This is a genomic window from Clostridium sp. HGF2 (assembly GCF_964240115.1).
Lineage (GTDB): Bacteria > Bacillota_I > Bacilli_A > Erysipelotrichales > Erysipelotrichaceae > Clostridium_AQ > Clostridium_AQ innocuum.
Map to the genome: position 1 here is coordinate 94,699 of NZ_CAXSSO010000012.1, position 17,938 is coordinate 112,636.

Genomic DNA, 17,938 nt, shown 5'->3' on the forward strand with positions numbered 1-17,938 from the left:
ATCCCCTTGCCATAGCGCTGAAAAAGTAACCGGCTTCAGCTTGTTCCTGCTGAAACTCTTTGAATCATATTTCCTGCTGAAACTCTTTAAAGCATATTGACATTTTCCAATTCCGTTTTTATAATGAAGGTAACTACAGCGATACAAGATTAAGTGATGAAAGATGGTTAGCGAACTCATGATGGTGAAAGATGAGGGCATTGGAAGTCATGGATTACGCTTGTTGAGTAGGATCATTGAAGCTTTAGTAGATGATTTCGTTTGGAGACGTTATCTCCCAATCAAGATGCGCACCTTTTTTTGTCGTGCGAATCAGGATGGCACCGCGTGTAAGCACGTTCCTGTTGGAATGTGCTTTTTTGTATTCCGCGAAAGGAAGTGGTGCCTATGTAATCGGTAAGCGCATGCTTTTACGATACATAATAGAAAAGGAGGTTCTCTTATGAACAAACAGAAATTTAATCTTCATACACACACTGCACGCTGCGGACATGCGGAAGGATTGGATATCCAGTATATCCACAGTGCAATCAATGCAGGGCTTACCACACTGGGCTTTAGTGAACATATCCCTTACCCGGAAATGCACCTGCCCGCTTGCCGTATGCTCTATGAACAGAAAAACGAATATCTGGATACACTACGTAATCTGCAGAGGGGATTTCAGGATAAAATCAATATTAAGGTCGGCTATGAGGTGGAGTATATGAATGATCATGTGGATTTCCTGATGCAGATGAAGCAGGAATGTGATTACATGATTCTGGGACAGCATTGCCGGGAAATCGGCTATGAGTATGACTGCTATTGCAGCAATGAGGATGTATTGACTTATGTAAAACAGATTGAGGACGCACTGGAGCTTGATATAATCACCTATGTGGCACATCCGGATTATTTCATGCTGGGAAGAAGACTGTTTTCCGAGGTATGCGTGGAAGCAGCACATCGCATTGCCAGAGCAAGCATCCTGCATGACATTCCGCTGGAAATCAATCTGAACGGATTTCACTATGGAAAAAAAACCTATCGGTTTTCCAGCAAGCCGGGACTGCAGGCGGAACGCTATCCGTATCCGTTCCGTGAATTCTGGGACATTGTTTCCTCTTACGGCTGCAGGGTGGTGTATGGCTTTGATGCACACTCTCCGATTACGCTGCTGGAAGCGCACCGCATTCATATGGCTGAAGAGATTCTGGAAGGCATTCCACTGAATTTTACAGATGCCATCTGCTTGCGGTAATGCTATGAAACGATTACTGATCTGGGGAGCGAGTGATCAGGCGGTGGTCACACTGGATTGTGCACAGGCAATGCAGATGTATGGACAAATTGATGTAATGGGCATCGCCACGCAGCCCATACGTCGGTTTGCTCAGCATCGTGTACTGATGGAAGAAAACGTCATACACGCGGAGATGTTCCATGCCTATGATGAGGTGATTGTGGCTACAGGGGACAATCGACTTCGTCAGATCCGTTTGCAGATATTAAAGGAATATGGTATTCCCCTGGCAACCATCATTCATCCCTCGGCAATCATCAGTCCGACTGCTCAAGTGAAGCACGGCAGTACCATATTGGCAAATGCAGTCATTCATACCTTTGCATGCATCTCGACAGGATGCATTATCAATACAGGAGCTATCGTCGAGCATGACTGTGTCATAAAGGATTTTGTCAATATATCACCAAATTGCGCCATGGCAGGCCACTGCAGAGTGGAAAGTAGAGCGTTCCTTGGTATCGGAAGCACACTAGCTCCCTGTGTCACTATTGGCGAGGATGCAGTCATTGGTGCAGGTGCTGTTGTCATCACGGATATCCCAGCGCATGCGACGGCTGTCGGTGTTCCGGCGAAAATCATAAAACAGGATGTCTGCTAAACAGTCATGAACAAGAAAACCGTTATTCTGATATATCCGGGAATTACGGTTTTCTTACTATCATCGCAGAGATGGAAGACCTCTGCCTGTTATTTATTATATAAAAGGTAAATTCATGTTATTGCGTTATTCAATCACAACACGTTTATATTGCGTTTATCCATTTGTTACGTCACATATGGTACAGCATAAGAATAGCTCCATCATATGCCCTGCACTCTCTACAAGGCGCTATTTAACTTGGTTTTGCAAAGCTGCTACGTTAATTTCTATTATCTGTCTTATTCACAAATTAACCCGTTTTCGATAATACAGCTACTGATGAACAGGAAAAGCGGAACAGAGTCTATCCATTCCGCTTTCCTTATAATATATATTATAATATATATTGGAAAATTTATTTTACCTTGGCATCCAGTGTGTTGTCCTTCACAACAACATCATGTGCCCCGCCTTCTACGATACTTGTAGAAGACACGAGTGTGATTTTGGCATTTTTCTGCAGTTCCTCAATGGTCAGCGTTCCGCAGTTGCACATGGTATGCTTTACCTTGCTCAGCGTCAGATCAACATTGTCCTTTAAGGCTCCTGCATATGGAACATAGGAATCTACGCCTTCCACGAAGGACAGCTTTTTACTGCCTCCCATGTCATATCGCTGCCAGTTTCTGGCACGTGCGCTTCCTTCTCCCCAGTATTCCTTCATATATGTACCGTTGATTGTAACCTTTTTGGTTGGAGATTCTTCAAATCTGGAGAAATATCTTCCCAGCATGACGAAGTCTGCGCCCATAGCAAGCGCCAGCGTGATGTGGTAGTCATGAACGATACCGCCATCGCTGCAGATTGGAACATAGATTCCCGTTTCCTTATAATATTCGTCACGCGCTTTCGCAACATCAATCGTAGCCGTTGCCTGTCCGCGCCCGATTCCCTTCTGTTCACGGGTGATACAGATGGAACCGCCACCGATTCCGATTTTCACAAAGTCTGCGCCTGCCTCGGCCAGGAAACGGAAGCCCTCCGCATCCACGACATTACCGGCACCGACCTTTACACTGTCACCGTATTTCTCACGAACCCATTTCAATGTGCGTGCCTGCCATTCGCTGAATCCTTCGCTGGAATCAATGCATAAAATATCCGCACCGGCTTCGATCAAAGCAGGAATACGTTCTTCATAATCACGGGTATTGATACCGGCACCAACGATATAGCGCTTCTGGTCGTCCAGCAGCTCATTCGGATGCTCCTTGTGTGAATCATAATCCTTGCGGAATACGAACGCTTTTAAATGCTGGTTTTCATCAATGATCGGCAGCTGGTTCAGCTTGTGCTCCCAAATCATATCGTTTGCCTCACTCAGCGTGCATCCCTCGTTGCCGTAAATCAGCTTTTCAAACGGCGTCATGAAGTCCGCCACCCTAGTGGATGGATCCATACGGGATGTACGGTAATCTCTGCTTGTAATAATACCAAGCAGTTTTCCCTCCGGCGTGCCGTCTTCCGTAACCGCCATGGTTGCATGTCCTGTTTCTTCCTTCAGATCCAGTACATCCTGCAGTGTGGCATCCGGACGAATATTGGAATCACTGTATACAAAGCCTGCCTTTGTCGCCTTTACACGGCGAACCATGGCAGCCTCATTCTCAATTGTCTGAGAACCGTAGATGAAGGAAATGCCTCCCTCTCTAGCCAGTGCACATGCCATCTTTTCGCCTGAAACAGACTGCATGATTGCGGAAACCATCGGTATATTCAAGGAAAGCTCCGGTTCTTCCTTGCCTTTTCGAAATTTTACCAGTGGTGTTTTTAAAGAAACGTTTGCTGGGGTACATTCTGCTGAGGAATATCCCGGAACAATAAGATACTCACTGAATGTACGTGAAGGTTCATTAAAATAATATGCCATTTTCACATCTCCTTTTCCATATTCAATTTTTTATAAACTTTCCCGATTAAAAATTGATATTTTAATACATTATAAAGACATTCACTTTTGAAGTCAATATGGTTTTGAAAAAATTTTCATGAATCCGGAGAACCGGTACAGAACCTGAGTGAAAGCATATAGTTTCTCCCCTTTGTGAGCAGCTGCATCAGTAATAGTACGACTCCACACAGCCCTTCATTTCTCCCTCGTTTTTTACATATCTGCCAACGCGGGCAATCGCGGTTTCACAGTAGCCCAGTATTTCACTGCGTGTCAGCTTACCGCCTGCGACTGCACATATTTCCTCCAGCAATGCATCGCGCAGCTGCCGCATGGTTGTACTGCCATACAGGTATCCGCTTGCATCAAAGTCAAGATTGTCCCTCATCACGACTGCAGTATCCCGGTTTGCGGACAGCTTGATTACCGGCACAATGGGATTTCCGGTAGGCGTACCCCTGCCTGTGGTAAACAAAACGAGCTGACACCCTCCCGCAGCCATACCGCTCATACTGATGGGATCATTACCCGGTGTATCCATAATGACCAGCCCCTTATGATGAATGTCCTGTGCATAATCGTAGACTGCCTGTATCGGTGCATGTCCTGACTTGTATATGCAGCCCAGTGATTTTTCCTCCAGGGTCGTGATTCCTCCCGCCTTATTGCCGGGAGATGGATTTCGCTTTCGCACATCATCGTTAACACATTTCATAGCATCCTCATAATGACGTACAATCTCCAGTATTTGTGCAGATACCTGTGCATTGACAGCGCGCTTTGCCAACAGCTTTTCCGCACCGATAAATTCTGTTGTTTCCGACAAAACCGCCGTTCCTCCTGATGCGATGATGCTGTCCGCCACTTCTCCCACCAGCGGATTTGCGGCCAGCCCGCTTGTAGGATCCGAGCCGCCGCATTCCATCGCAACCATAAGCTCTGAAACGTCTGCCTCCTCGCGCTGCATACAGCTTGCCTGCGCAACCATTTCTCTTGCACAGCGAACCGCCTGTTCCACGGTGTGCAGGGTACCGCCGCATTCCTGCATGATGAAGGCTTTTAACGGCTTATCGCAGCGGCTCTGTATTTCCTTTGTGACAAGCTTCATCTGACAGTTTTCACAGCCAAGCGATATGATGATGGTTCCATATACGTTGGGATTGGCAGCCATCCCTGCCATTGTCCGCAGCGTACATTCCTGATCTATCGGTGTTTGTGAACAGCCCAGCTGGTTGTGAAAGCTCACGGTTCCCTGTACCTGCATCATGACCTGATGTGCCACGTCACTTGCACATATACTGGCAGGAAGAATAAGCACATGATTCCGAATACCGATCCGACCGTCATTTCTGCGATATCCCCGAAACCTCATATCAGCACCTCCTTCTTTGTTTTATATATCATCATAGCTGACTCCCTTTTATCTTTTGGTATTCCATACATTATGTACATGAACATGCATTCCCTGTTCAATATCACACGCCGCTATCCCGATCCATTCCCCGTACTTTACAACCGGTTCTCCCTTCTGTATTTTGCAAAGTGCAAGCTTATGATAAACAGGAATACATTCCCTTACAGCAAATTCCTGTTCCATCCCCTGCATATCGGTATAGATACACAGCTCACCTTTACTGATCGGTTCGATTACGACAGCAACATTGTCCCGTTCATGTATACGAACAGCATTTTTCATATTACCTCCAACATTCTCACAACAAAAGGATGCACACATTGATCTGTTTCTTTTCTGTAGCCATACAAATAAGTGTACAGTTCCCTCATGAAATCACATATCATTTGCATACATCCCGTTATGGTATTCCTTATATTATAGAGAACGCAGCAGATTCATGTTTTCCACATAGCTGCCTTCTCCGTGAAACAATGCACTTGTCCCGAGGACAAAGCCGTCGACACCCAGTGTATGATATTCCTGAATTACAGCAGGAGAACATGCTCCATCCAGAATGATACGATAACCGTACGTCTTCTTACATGCAATCAGCTCACGGATTTTCGTATCCACACTGTTGATAAATGTCTGTCCTGCAAAGCCCGGAAACACACTCATAATCAACAGATAATCACAATGCGGAAGCAATTCTTTCACTGCACTCAGGCTGGTGTCCGGATTGACGGCAAGACCGGACAGCTTTCCTCTGGAACGAATATACATCAGTGTCTTCATCGCCTGTGACTCAGATTCCGGATGAATATAGATCAAATCTGCACCGGCATCTAAAAACCAGTCAATTTTATCGGCAGGATGATCGATCATCAGGTGGACATCCACCATTTTTTTCGTCAGAGCACGGACTGCTTTTACATCCGTCAGTCCCATGGAAATATTCGGCACAAAGCTTCCATCCATGATATCACAATGGAAAATGTCTGTCCCCGCTTCCTCTAAGGCACGGACTTCCTCTTCCAGATTCGCATAGCTCGCACACATCATACTGGGACATAATATCATGATGCCGCCTCCTTCATTCTCCGCAGATTCTCCTGCAGATCTGCATCCCGCCTGAATAATCCGCTGGTTCCTCCCGTCAGTATGCCGGCCCCGGCTGCACAAACCTGCGGTATGGTACCCGTGTGGATATTGCCGTCTGCCTGAATACGACAGGATAAACAGTTTGCGGTAATCTGTTCCTTCATGACACGGATATGTTCAACGGCTTCCCTTTGCATATGCTGTCCGGCATATCCGGGCTGTACCATCAGCTTTAAAATCCAGTCAACCTGTGATGCCAGCTTCACAAAATCAGAAGGCACCTCTGTATCACACCGCATTGCCAGTATTGGACGGCAGCCGGCAGAACGAATATGTGCAAAGATATCCTCCAGATCATCGTCAATTTCATAATGCACAGCAATGTAATCTGCCCCAGCCCGGGCAAACGGTTCAATATAGGGACGCACGTTCTGTACCGCAAGATGCACCTCTATTGGCTTATCACAGATGGGACGTATTTTTTCCAATATCAAATCACCAAACACAAAGCAGTTATTAAACATACCGTCTACAACATCATAATGCACAAAATCAATATCGGAAGCATTGATCTGCGCAATGGCGTCCGATACATGCAACAGGTCTGCACAGGACAGTGATGCACTTACCAGAATTTTTTTATCCTTTGAAACCGTACGCATATTATCCAAACAGAATCTGCATGATGCAGATGTTATCCCGGTTCTTTTTGATTTCATATAAATACTGCTTTACATGTTCAACAACCGATTCATTTCCTTCCAGGGAATTGATTTCACAGAAGGTGGTAATCAGATCCTTATCCATTTTCGGCTCTGTCTTTCCCTGCAGCTCATCCCAGTAAACAAGTGCCGCTGCCGCAACGAATTCCATAATGCGCGGATCCTTATCATGATCCAGTAAAATCTGCATCGGTGACATAATGCGTTCGGTAGGTCCCAGCTTTCTTGCAGGTGCACGTCCGTTTTTGATATTGTAATCCAGAATACTCTTATCCCGGAACTTCGCAAGAGCACGGTTGGTGAATGCCTCCTGATCCTCTTTTGTAATCTGGAAATAATCCTGTAATGCCGGATTCAGTTCTTCCATCAGACGCATCATCACAGCATCGATATCCGGGTCACAGGCTGCATCTCCGTAAACCTCATATCCCTTGATATAACCGCAATAGGAAATCAGTCCTGCCAGACAGTTATAGGTATAAATTTTGCGTTTAAAGAATTTTTCAAAGTTGTGAATTGGCACAGCTCCTTCAAAGTCCAGTTCTTCCAGCTCATCCGCATCAAACGGGAAGTACGCTTCATTCATAGACAGAATATCCAGCCGTGTGTCATGAACACTGACTGTGGAACAGAAGACGGCTGTCTGTGTCACCGTGTAGTCCCCTTCCACACCGGCTTCCTGTAAATGTGTTCGAAGTACCTTTGCCGGATTGATACCGTTTTCCGCTGTTAGAAAGACAGTCTTTTTCTGCTTGTTGCGCATACCTGCCTTGACCTGCTGAGCAACATCCCCCAGATTTTGTTCACCGGTGGAGGTCACAATGAAATCGGCTTCCTGTATTGCCCGGTCCGCTTCTTTGGAATAGGTGTGAAATGCCTGAAATCCGTTCACATAAATCGGTGTACGGTCCTTCTTATAAAAATGGATACAGAATGCATGATCCTCATCCAGCATACGGATCAGTTCTTCATTTTTATCGATAAAGGTGATCGCATAATCTCTTTGAAACAGAAAGCGGGTTACATAGCCGCGGCCGGTTTGTCCGGCTCCGATAACAACTGCCTTTTTCATGCGGATGCTCCCTCTTTGATCCAGCCCTTCGCCTTCAGCTCAGCAATTGCCTCTTTGATCAGCACTGCGATTTCTCCCTGCGGATCAATTTCAGAAATCGTTTCCAGAATGTAATCAATTCCCTTTGTTTCACGTATTTCTTTCAGACGCAGTGCATCGTGGTCCTCAGGATTGTCAAAATACAATGCAGCGGCAGCACCGAGTGCAATCGCCTTTGGCTTGATACCGGCAGACAGTGCGATACGCATCGGCCCGATGAAGCGATCCTGCGGCCCCAGCTTACGGATGGGATCTCTGGCAATGCGTGTAACCAGATCGACAATAGCGCGGTCTGTATATTTCGCTTTTGCTGTTTTTGAGAATTTGAGCTGACTTTCCTCATTGATTCCCATTCCATGAATCAGCGCATAATTGATTTCTTCATAAACCTGATCCAGAATAGGTTCGATTTCCGGATCATTGGCGGAATCTGCCACATAGGTCAGCCCCTTCAGCTTCCCAAGATAGGAAACCGTCGCAACACTCGTATTGTTCGTATAGATTTTCTGTTTTAGCAGATCACCGAAGTCAGTTACAAACTCCACATACTCCCATTGCGGAATTTCCCCTTTGATACGATCCCTGTCTATCGGCAGATACCGCATATTCTGTACCCAGGTATCCATTTCATTCGTGACCTTATCCGGATCCGGTGCCCCGGTTCCGGTACACATGATGACAGATTCGCTGACACCGACATTCTCTTCAAACAGCTTGCGTTCCTCTTCGTTCAGATTAGAAACAATCGCTTCCTTTACATCCTTTGCCGGATCAATCCAGTTTTCACAGGTTACAATATTGGAAACATGCACCGCATTTTCCTCCACCAGCCTTTTGAACGCTTTGGCAAGTGTTTCTCCGACATTTCCCATATTTTTTCCACCGCATGCTGTAAACAGAAAATCCGCTTCCTTCCAGCAGGTGCATAAGGCGTCAATATCATAAAAGAGATGTGCCCGGACACCTTCCATATGAGTATTGAGCTCTTCCGCCCCCAGAACATGAATGGTATATTCTTTTTTTTCATTTAATTTATCTACCATGACCGGGCTTGCGTCAAAATAGGTGATTTCAACCTGATTGGCATGCAGCAGCTCGCTGACAAAGCCTCTTCCAATACGCCCGGCTCCCAGAATCATTGCTTTCAAATGCATTCCTCCTTCACTGTGTGATCTACACGTTATATTAACATCCCTGCTAAGGAAGCTTGATCAACCGCATGCTTCCTCCAGCAGTCTGATCAGATTATCCGTTGCCATTTCCACTGTATTGGACTCTGCCTCCACCGTACGTGAACCGATATGCGGTGTCAGTATAAAGTTATCCATATGAATCAGCTCCTGAACCCAGTCATCCTGACCTGGCGGCTCACTTGTGAATACATCACTGGCAGCCGCATAGATCTTCTTCTTCTTTAATGCAGTATACAGCGCCTTTTCATTGATAATACCGCCGCGTGCCGCATTGACAATGACAGCCGTTTCCTTCATCATATCAAACTGTTCATCGGATATCATATTCCTTGTTTCCTCTGTAAGCGGAGTATGAATGGATATAAAATCAGCACCCTTTAAAATTTCCTCAATGCTGCACTGCTTTGCCTGGTAGGTGTCCAGTACCGCCTTAGGGATATCGAATACATCATAGGCAAGCACTTCCATGCCGATTCCATGTGCCATGCGTGCGACATGACGCCCGATATTTCCAAAGCCGATAATGCCGATGGTCTTTTTCGTAAGCTCACGACCGGTCGGTTTGTTCCATGCACCCCCGCGTACCTGCACATTGCTGGATACCAGATATTTGGCAGCGGCAAACATCATGCCGATGGTCAGCTCTGCCACCGCATTGGAATTGGAGCCGACACAGCGGCCTACCTTGATTCCACATGCTTCCGCTGTTTTTACATCAATATTATCCGTACCGACGCCGAATTTTACAACCGCCTTTAAGCTTTTGCATTCCTTTAACAGTTCGCCGTCCAGCTCATCCACACCGACGATGATACCGGTGCTCTTTTTCGCATATTCCACAAAGGCTTCTCTGGACAGCGGTTTTCCTGTTGTATTGATATTCATTTCATAGCCCAGTGCCTCCAGACGCTTTGCGGCCTGCGCACCATAGGCTGCATAGCCCCGCGGTGTAACCAGAATTACTCCCTTGCTCATATCAGGCAGCCTTTCTGCTTTCTTCCACAATAGCACGCAGTTTTCTTGCATTCTCTGCGATATCGGCACTGCTTCCCTTTGTCAGAAGTCCGCCCAGACCAACACTGTCCACACCGTTTTCAAACCACGTATGCAGATTGTCGAAGTTTGCTCCGCCGCTCGCAAGAATCGGAATCTGCGGACATGGAACCTTGAACACCTTGGCAAGATCCGGTCCATAGTAATTGGATATCGGGAATGCCTTGATAAAGGATGCTCCCGCTTTCAATGCCTCGATCATTTCCGTATAGCTTGTACAGCCCGGTGCATAGGGAATCTGGTACAGATTCGCCATCTCCTGTACCTCTTTGTTGAAGGTCGGAGCGATGATGAATTCCGCACCATCCATAATAGCCAGACGGGCAGTCGTCGGATCCAGCACCGTGCCGGCTCCTACCAGGAGCTGATCACCAAATTTTTCTTTTAAAGCGCGAATGACTTCTCCTGCATTATTATTCGTATAGCTGATTTCCAGGACATCCACACCGCCATCGATGCATCCCTGTGCGATTTCAATTCCGCGTGCAATGGTTTCCACCCGCACAATTCCCATTAAGCCTGTATTTTTAATTCTGCATATTGTTTCTGCCAACATTTTTTTGACCTCACTTTCCTGTCGTCTTTGCCTGATACAGCGCTCGTACACCCATAAGTAAAGCAACGCAGCCTCCGGCAGCGGCTGTTATCGTTTCTATCGTATTCGCTGTCTGTTGAAAAACAAGACAGAGAAATAATCCGATACCGATGAATAGAAACAGCAGTGCAGGGAGTATGCCGCCGCTTTCCTTATCCCGGTGTTCTTTACGCCATGTGATATGCTTTCCTCCTGCACGATGCAGTGACGGAAGTAATTTTTTATTCATTATGAGCAGCTCCACTGCATACAGCACAAGGGCCAGTGCAATGGTGCCCGCGATCTTATGAAACAGAAAATACCCTAAAATAATACTGATGGAAATGGCGTTGATTTCAGCGTGTTTCCACAGAGTAATCGCAAACTCCCTATGTTGCGGGAGAAGATAATATGCATTCTTCTTTTTAATATACAGCAGTCTTCTTCCTTTTGTATCTGTTCCTGTAAACAGCATCCATCCTGTTACCATTCTATCACCTCAATAGTTTTAAATTTCCAGCGCTTTACGCAGATTTACAATCGTATCCCTGCCGATATCCGCCAGATGCGTCGTTAACTGATCCAGCTCCATGGAATTACAGCTGGACAGTGCCTCCATTAAAAACGGCATATTAACACCGGTATAGCACTGCAGCTTGTGTGCTTCCTTCAGCTCGTCGATTGCAAGTGCCGTCATATTAAACGGGGAACCTGCGAAAATATCCACCAGTACAAGTACACCGTCGCCTGTATCAATCGCTTCCACCTTTTCACAAATGGCTTCCTTCAAATCCTCCGGATTATCCGTCGGATACAGACCAATGGTTTCCACATCATTTGACATACTTCCAAAGAACATGGCAGAGCTTTCCTTCAGTGCCTGTGCCAGAGGACCATGTGTCACAATTAAAATCTTGATCATACTGTATTACCCTTTCTCGTCGTTTGCGCTTTACTGACGCATAATAAAACAGACCGGCAGGAAGCTTTTTCTTCCCGTGCAGGAAAACACGAAGAGCATATGGCAAGTTTCCTGCCGATGATTGCTATATATGAAAGTGTTAAATTCCTTTCATAGAATTTTTATCCAAGCAGTCCGACAGCACCACCGATGAAGCCGATGATAAACAGCACGATCAGAACTGTTGTAATTTTCTTTCCCTTTACCTGCAGCCAGTATGCAAACAGGGTTGTCACAAGCGGCAGGAAGCAAGGGAAGATCTTATTCATAATTTCACCAAGATTCAGGACACCGGTTTTCATTTCGATTTCCAAAACAGCACCGATGCTGACATATTTTACAATCATGGCACCCAGACAGAAGAGCCCGACGATACCAAGGAAGGTGGTGATTTTCTTAACGAAGCCGCTTTCCAGGAAACGGTCAATGGAATCCATACCCAGCTGATAGCCGCGCATGAACATGAAGTAGGTAATGGCAAAGTCCAGCAGGGTAACACCGATACCATAGGCCCAGGCACCCCATACATATCCCTGCATCGCCCATCCCAGGGTTACACTCAGAATAATCGGTTTGATCAGACCTGCCCATACCGTATCACCGATACCTGCCAAAGGTCCCATTAAAGCGGTTTTGATTTCCGCGATGATGCTTGCGTCCATTTCTCCGGAATCATCATTCGCAAGACCTTCTTCTAGAGCGACTACCATACCGGGCAATACAGCTCCCCAACGTGGCTCTGTGTTGAAATACAGCATGTGGCGTTCCAGACCCTCCACCATCTTGTCATGATCATTCGGATACAGCTTTTCAAAAATAGGACCCATGATCCATGCCAGACAGCCTGCCTGTAATCGCTGATAGTTATAGGTCATATGACTTGTCATGTGCCAGAAGAAGGCTGTTTTCTGGACATCGCGTTTTGTTAGTGAATGTTTTTCTGCCATGATTATTCAGCCCCTTCCTGTTCTGTATCGTTGTTGAATCCAATCTTAATCAGGATAACTGCCAGACATACACCAACCAGTGCATACAGCAGCAGATCGGTCATACCGGAGTAAGCCGCGATACCGAAGCCCAGCACGAAGAAAGGCAGCAGCGCTTTTTTGTACATGAACTTCATCAGCATGGACATACCTAATGCCGGAAGCATCTTGCCGACTGCAGCCAGACCGTTCATTGCCCATGTCGGAATACTGTTGATCAGTGTCTGAATATATTCACTTCCATATAATGCAATCAGGAATACCGGAAGCGCACGCAATACCAGAACGATAGCCGGTCCACCCAGGAACTGAATTCTGCGGATGCCGCGCCAGTTTCCCTTGGCAGCGAGCGCATCCATTTTAACGGGCCACAGGGATGCAATCGTCATATATGCGACATGCACATAGTTGCCTAATAAACCAATAGGAACCGCAAACGCTACAGACGTGTCGATGGACATACCGCCCTGAATCGCTACAAATGTACCAAGCAGACCTGCCCAGTATAAGTCAGAAGCATTTGCTCCTCCTGCAGAAATCCAGCCCATGTAAGAAACGTTGATTGTTGCACCGATGATGGTTCCCTGCACGGGATCACCGTAAATCAGACCTACCCAAAATCCTGCCATTACCGGCTCACGGAAGAAGTACCAGTGATATGGTCCCTGAATACCGTTGAGCAGTGCAAGCAGCCCCATTAACAATGCTTGTACCATGAAATTTCCTCCTTTTCATTGTCAATTCCTCTACTACATCTCTTTACTCTTGTCATACAGATACGATATGTTCATCACCTCCATGTGATCGAATTTTATCGGATACACAGCTAAAATTTCGCCAGAGCATCCTTGAACGGATACGGATTGTCTTCGGGAATCGGCTGCATGAAAATATCCACGCCTCCCTGATACAAGACATTTAACTCCTCCGCCTCCGTTTTCGACATAACTACATTTTTGTAAATATTCTTCTTATCACCGGAGCCTTCAATTCCACCTACCTGTAAGGAAGGGAAATTCACACCTGCTTCCCAGGCCGCTTTCGCCTGTGAAGTATTTTTAAACAGAATCAGCAGATTGTTTTTTGGAAATTCTTGCGCCTTCCATTTTTCGGCAGCCTCTGCGACATTCCATACCAGAACTTTTACGCCGCTTGGGGCAGCACCGAGGAGAATTTTTTTCAGAATCGGACTCTTTGCGGAGCGATCGTCAATTACGACGATGCTTTCAATTTCATATTTTGCCACCCAGCGGGTCATTACCTGCCCATGGATGAGTCGAAAGTCAATTCTTGTCAGTTTTAGGTTTTCCATCATGTTATCCTTCTTTCTTTTGCGTCTTTTTTACGATTGCTTCGCAAGCTCCACAAACCGCTTTGCTCTGCGGGTCAGCTCCGCATAATTGCCTTCCTCGCGGCATTTTTTATCTACCAGCTGGGAGCTGATACCGGCACCGGTGAATCCAAGCTTCAGGTATTGCACAAAGGTTTCTTCCGTAACGCCGACTGTCGCAATGTATTTCACATGATGCAGCGGTGCATAGATATCCTTGCAATATTTGATACCCAGTGTTCCTGCCGGAAACAGTTTTATGAAATCGGCACCGGCCTTATCCGCTGCGACGATTTCTGTTGGTGACATGCAGCCCGGCATGGAAACCATGTCCAGAGCCAGCGTTTCCTTGACGATTTCCTCATCAAAGTTGGGAGAAACGATAAATCTGGCTCCGGCTTCTTTGGCATTGTGAACCTGTTCCTTTGTCAGTACGGTTCCAATGCCCAGATACAATTCATCCCCAAACTGTGCATGCAGTGCCTGTATGTTCTCTTTCACCTTTGTACACGTATCAAGATCGGATGGGTCGTATGTGATTTCAAAACAGCGGATGCCTCCCTGAAACAGTGCATCTGCCAGCTTCATCAAGTCATCCCCGTAAATCCCTCTTGTGATAACTACAATTTTCTCTTCTTCAATTTTTTGAATCGTTTCCTGTCTACTCATACACATTTCCTTTCTATAATCCATTGATAATCTCCACCGGCCGTTCCCCCCGTTCCATGCAGTAGATATCTTCCATAACCTTGCGGTTCATGTTCTTCATGCATGTATAGTTATAAATAGCAGAGTGCGGCGTGATGGTTACACGTTCACACGTCAGCAGAGGATCATCGGCCTGCATCGGCTCATGCGCAGCAACATCCGCACCATAGCCAAACAGATGTCCGTTCCTGAGTGCTTCCAGCAAAGCTGTTTCATCAACGAGTCCACCCCGCCCTGTGTTGATCAGTATGGCGTTGTGCTTCATCTTTGCCAGTGTCTGTGCATTGATAAGATGCTTACTTTCCTCATCCAGATTGGCATGCAGACTGATGAAGTCCGATTCCTTCAGCAAGGTATCCAGATCACAGAGCTGAATCCCCTCGGCCATGACCTTTTCTTTGTCTGCATACGGGTCATATGCCAGTATGCGGTTTTGGAAGCCATATTTCATAATCTGTGCAAAGCGTGTGCCGATATGACCGCAGCCGATGACACCGCATGTCTTTCCACGCAGCTGAAATCCCATGATTTCCTGACGATCCCTGTTCCAGTCGCCCTGATGCACCTTGCGATTGGCTGTGACAACGTTTTTCGATACAGCCATAAGCAGTGCAGCTGCCTGTTCTGCGACAGCATCCAGTTCCACATAGTTCTGGATATGGGTTACATACACACCATGCTTTTTCGAGCTTTCCAGATCAACGTTATTGAAACCGATGCCATGACGGGCAATCAGCTTCACATCACGATTGCTGGAAAAGAATGTTTCATCAAAGCTTGGATAATTGCCTAATAATATATAGGTATATCCCTTCAGCTTCTGAGCGAGTGTCCTGCCATCCATATCTGCCGGCAACAGCATTTTATCAACCGGCCCGACGTTCTCTTCCAATTCCTGCAGATGCTGTGGAAATTCTCTGCCAAAGCTGGTAATATTGATAACTGCTGTTTTTCTCAAATTTATCACCTGACTTTCGTCTCCTTTCTCCTGCATTCTGCGGCAAACTGAGATCAGCTGCCTTACACTATCCATGATATTGAAAACGCTTACGATGTCAAACTGCTCATTTTAAGCCTAGTGTGTCACACGTTTAAATTCCTATTTTTTCTATTTTATCGAACCTTTTTACTACGAATCAACTGGTAATTTATGGAATTGACAACACAAAAGCAGCCAAATAACACTACTGTGTTAAATTATGTTGTAAATAGCACAGTATATGAAACATAGTGTGTATATCAAAGCAATAATTTGACACGAAAAAACGCACAAATTTGTAAGTTCTTATATTTGCTACGTCCTACATATAAAAAAGCCCAAAAAGAAATAAATCCTTTTGAGCCACTGGCAAACAGTTAATTTTAAAAAATATTTTTTTCATATATCATCATAATGAAATTCCAAATCTTATAAAGTACCGATCCTTAACTATTTCTTTTATCACATATGGCTGCGTAGTTGTATCTGGTATAAAAGGTGAACAATAATAATACTCTTCTACAGTCTTTTTATCAGAACAATAAATCATATACGGTTTTCTTCATCATCTCCTCTTACTATATAATTAAATTCAACAAAGTCCTCTTTACGATATACAATACTTTATGTAAGATAAAACGGTCTTTTTTTTCTCTATCAAAACAGCTATCTTGTGTAATTCTATTTCATCTACTGTGGGAGTATGAAAAGAATTACCATGACCTGTAAACCAGGCATAATCATATTGTTTTTTTCCATGAGCCGATAGGAATATTTTTCATTTTTTCCAATTCATCTTTGATCGCTTCATCTTTGATTGCTATAAAAGATCCTTTATGTTCCTTAAATGGAGGACACACGCATTAAATTTCATTCCTATTCACCGATAAAAATAACGGAATAGAAAATAAGCCATCGCTTTACAACTGCAGGATAGCTTTTATTTATTCCAGCGTATTTTTATTTTGTAAAGAACACGTTTGCTGTGGATAGCAGAACACTTTATCGCATGTCAAAATTATAAGTGATAAGATACGTCACTCTTGAAGAGTTTAAGAAAACTGGCGTTATCAGTAAAAGTGATCTAAAAGAATATGTAAGTGTATCATATGAATACTGTATTACCAATCCTGAATTGCTTTACGAAAAAGATAAAGTGCTATATGATTTCTTTGATAAGAGAGGGTTGGTGAATAAAAGTGAAGGCAGAAAATGAATCTATATACAGAAGATATACGTGAATTGACAAAAGAAGAATCACGTTAATAGAAGATTACGAAAAACACAATGCTCCTTCAGAAATAATTAACGAGAAGGAAAACAAATAAACAGCCACAGATATGATTTTTTAATCTTTTGATTATGGAAAGAAATACGATTGCTTTATTGGTTCGAGGAGGGTACGGAATGATCTGGATAGATAAAAAAGGTGTTAGGCATAGTGATTATCATGCCTCTTGTGTAACATGTGCAATTTGCATGGATTGTAAACATTTCAAAGCAATGGGAAATATGAAACCTATTTGTTCTGCTTTCCCACAAGGTATTCCGGAAGCTGTATGGACTGGGACTTTACTGCACACTATGCCGATAAGTGGTGATCATGGACTCCAATATGAGAAAGCGGAAATAGAGGACACAGATTTACCGGAATTATTATACGTTGAAGATTAACACTCACAGCGGGTGCTTTCAAATATTAAAAAAACCTACCACTACAGAATGGCAGGTTTTCCGCAATAGTCCCCGTAGGGTTACTACCGCTTCTTCGTATTCACATCTTATAACTTTTAATTTGAATTATCAAGAAAAAAGGATCACCCTTCATAAGTGATCCCCCGCAATTCTGCTGGGTACATCCGGTTTCCTTGTTTGTTTTCATTTTTAATTACAAGTCGCTCCTTCAAAAAAAACGCCCTTCATGTTTGCAATGTCATCAACTTAAGGTATCTTGACAAATGTGTGGTTTATTGTATAGAAAACGAAAAAAGGTGAAATGATTACC

General features: G+C 44.8%; 19 protein-coding genes. 3 read left to right on the forward strand and 16 right to left on the reverse strand.

Annotated elements, in window-relative coordinates; translation table 11 throughout:
- Positions 1-442 precede the first annotated feature (442 nt).
- Both ACESPQ_RS17825 and ACESPQ_RS17830 read left to right on the forward strand, forming a co-directional pair.
- Positions 443-1,243: a PHP domain-containing protein gene (locus ACESPQ_RS17825; protein ID WP_002607301.1), complete on the forward strand. Its 801-nt coding sequence runs from the start codon at positions 443-445 to the stop codon at positions 1,241-1,243.
- A 4-nt stretch (positions 1,244-1,247) separates the two neighbouring features.
- Positions 1,248-1,886: an acetyltransferase gene (locus tag ACESPQ_RS17830; RefSeq protein WP_118001893.1), complete on the forward strand. Its 639-nt coding sequence runs from the start codon at positions 1,248-1,250 to the stop codon at positions 1,884-1,886.
- Between the two features lie 397 nt (positions 1,887-2,283).
- Here ACESPQ_RS17830 and ACESPQ_RS17835 read toward each other — a convergent pair whose 3' ends face one another.
- The 16 genes from ACESPQ_RS17835 to ACESPQ_RS17910 form a co-directional block, all read right to left on the reverse strand.
- Positions 2,284-3,798, reverse strand: a complete 1,515-nt coding sequence (locus tag ACESPQ_RS17835; RefSeq protein ID WP_373144649.1) for an IMP dehydrogenase — start codon at positions 3,796-3,798, stop codon at positions 2,284-2,286.
- 187 nt (positions 3,799-3,985) lie between these two features.
- Positions 3,986-5,191, reverse strand: coding sequence for a UxaA family hydrolase (locus ACESPQ_RS17840; RefSeq protein WP_109770917.1), 1,206 nt, complete (start codon positions 5,189-5,191; stop codon positions 3,986-3,988).
- A gap of 48 nt (positions 5,192-5,239) precedes the next feature.
- Entirely contained in the window at positions 5,240-5,515 is a 276-nt protein-coding gene (locus ACESPQ_RS17845) for a UxaA family hydrolase (RefSeq protein ID WP_118001788.1), read from the reverse strand.
- A gap of 135 nt (positions 5,516-5,650) precedes the next feature.
- Positions 5,651-6,295: a ribulose-phosphate 3-epimerase gene (locus ACESPQ_RS17850; protein ID WP_257270786.1), complete on the reverse strand. Its 645-nt coding sequence runs from the start codon at positions 6,293-6,295 to the stop codon at positions 5,651-5,653.
- Positions 6,292-6,978 carry a ribulose-phosphate 3-epimerase gene (locus ACESPQ_RS17855; RefSeq protein ID WP_257270810.1) on the reverse strand — a complete coding sequence of 229 codons (687 nt, stop codon included), beginning with the start codon at positions 6,976-6,978 and terminating at the stop codon, positions 6,292-6,294. Before ACESPQ_RS17855 ends, ACESPQ_RS17850 begins: the two co-directional genes overlap by 4 nt.
- Before the next feature lies 1 nt (position 6,979).
- The gene (locus ACESPQ_RS17860; protein WP_257270787.1) at positions 6,980-8,110 is read right to left on the reverse strand and encodes a mannitol dehydrogenase; all 1,131 of its coding nucleotides are present in this window, start codon (positions 8,108-8,110) and stop codon (positions 6,980-6,982) included.
- Positions 8,107-9,288: a mannitol dehydrogenase gene (locus ACESPQ_RS17865; protein WP_373144659.1), complete on the reverse strand. Its 1,182-nt coding sequence runs from the start codon at positions 9,286-9,288 to the stop codon at positions 8,107-8,109. Before ACESPQ_RS17865 ends, ACESPQ_RS17860 begins: the two co-directional genes overlap by 4 nt.
- A 72-nt stretch (positions 9,289-9,360) precedes the next feature.
- A complete protein-coding gene (locus tag ACESPQ_RS17870) occupies positions 9,361-10,317 on the reverse strand; it encodes a phosphoglycerate dehydrogenase (RefSeq protein ID WP_373144650.1) in 957 nt (318 codons plus the stop codon).
- 1 nt (position 10,318) lies between these two features.
- Complete coding sequence (locus tag ACESPQ_RS17875) at positions 10,319-10,951, reverse strand: ketohydroxyglutarate aldolase (RefSeq protein ID WP_002607291.1); 633 nt, start codon at positions 10,949-10,951, stop codon at positions 10,319-10,321.
- 10 nt (positions 10,952-10,961) lie between these two features.
- On the reverse strand, positions 10,962-11,459 hold the full coding sequence (locus ACESPQ_RS17880; protein ID WP_002607290.1) for a hypothetical protein: 498 nt from the start codon (positions 11,457-11,459) through the stop codon (positions 10,962-10,964).
- Positions 11,460-11,477: 18 nt separating this feature from the next.
- Positions 11,478-11,891 carry a PTS sugar transporter subunit IIA gene (locus ACESPQ_RS17885; protein ID WP_002607289.1) on the reverse strand — a complete coding sequence of 138 codons (414 nt, stop codon included), beginning with the start codon at positions 11,889-11,891 and terminating at the stop codon, positions 11,478-11,480.
- Between the two features lie 161 nt (positions 11,892-12,052).
- Positions 12,053-12,877, reverse strand: coding sequence for a PTS system mannose/fructose/sorbose family transporter subunit IID (locus ACESPQ_RS17890; protein ID WP_002607288.1), 825 nt, complete (start codon positions 12,875-12,877; stop codon positions 12,053-12,055).
- 2 nt (positions 12,878-12,879) lie between these two features.
- Entirely contained in the window at positions 12,880-13,632 is a 753-nt protein-coding gene (locus ACESPQ_RS17895) for a PTS mannose/fructose/sorbose/N-acetylgalactosamine transporter subunit IIC (RefSeq protein WP_002607287.1), read from the reverse strand.
- A 110-nt stretch (positions 13,633-13,742) separates the two neighbouring features.
- Positions 13,743-14,231 (reverse strand): PTS system mannose/fructose/N-acetylgalactosamine-transporter subunit IIB, encoded by a 489-nt coding sequence (locus tag ACESPQ_RS17900; protein ID WP_373144653.1) that lies wholly within the window; start codon positions 14,229-14,231, stop codon positions 13,743-13,745.
- 27 nt (positions 14,232-14,258) lie between these two features.
- Positions 14,259-14,915 (reverse strand): bifunctional 4-hydroxy-2-oxoglutarate aldolase/2-dehydro-3-deoxy-phosphogluconate aldolase, encoded by a 657-nt coding sequence (locus tag ACESPQ_RS17905; RefSeq protein ID WP_257376665.1) that lies wholly within the window; start codon positions 14,913-14,915, stop codon positions 14,259-14,261.
- Between the two features lie 13 nt (positions 14,916-14,928).
- Positions 14,929-15,921, reverse strand: a complete 993-nt coding sequence (locus tag ACESPQ_RS17910; RefSeq protein ID WP_233105440.1) for an NAD(P)-dependent oxidoreductase — start codon at positions 15,919-15,921, stop codon at positions 14,929-14,931.
- Positions 15,922-17,340: 1,419 nt separating this feature from the next.
- Between ACESPQ_RS17910 and ACESPQ_RS17915 the strand changes: the two genes are divergently transcribed.
- Complete coding sequence (locus ACESPQ_RS17915) at positions 17,341-17,607, forward strand: hypothetical protein (RefSeq protein ID WP_008728911.1); 267 nt, start codon at positions 17,341-17,343, stop codon at positions 17,605-17,607.
- Positions 17,608-17,938 lie beyond the last annotated feature (331 nt).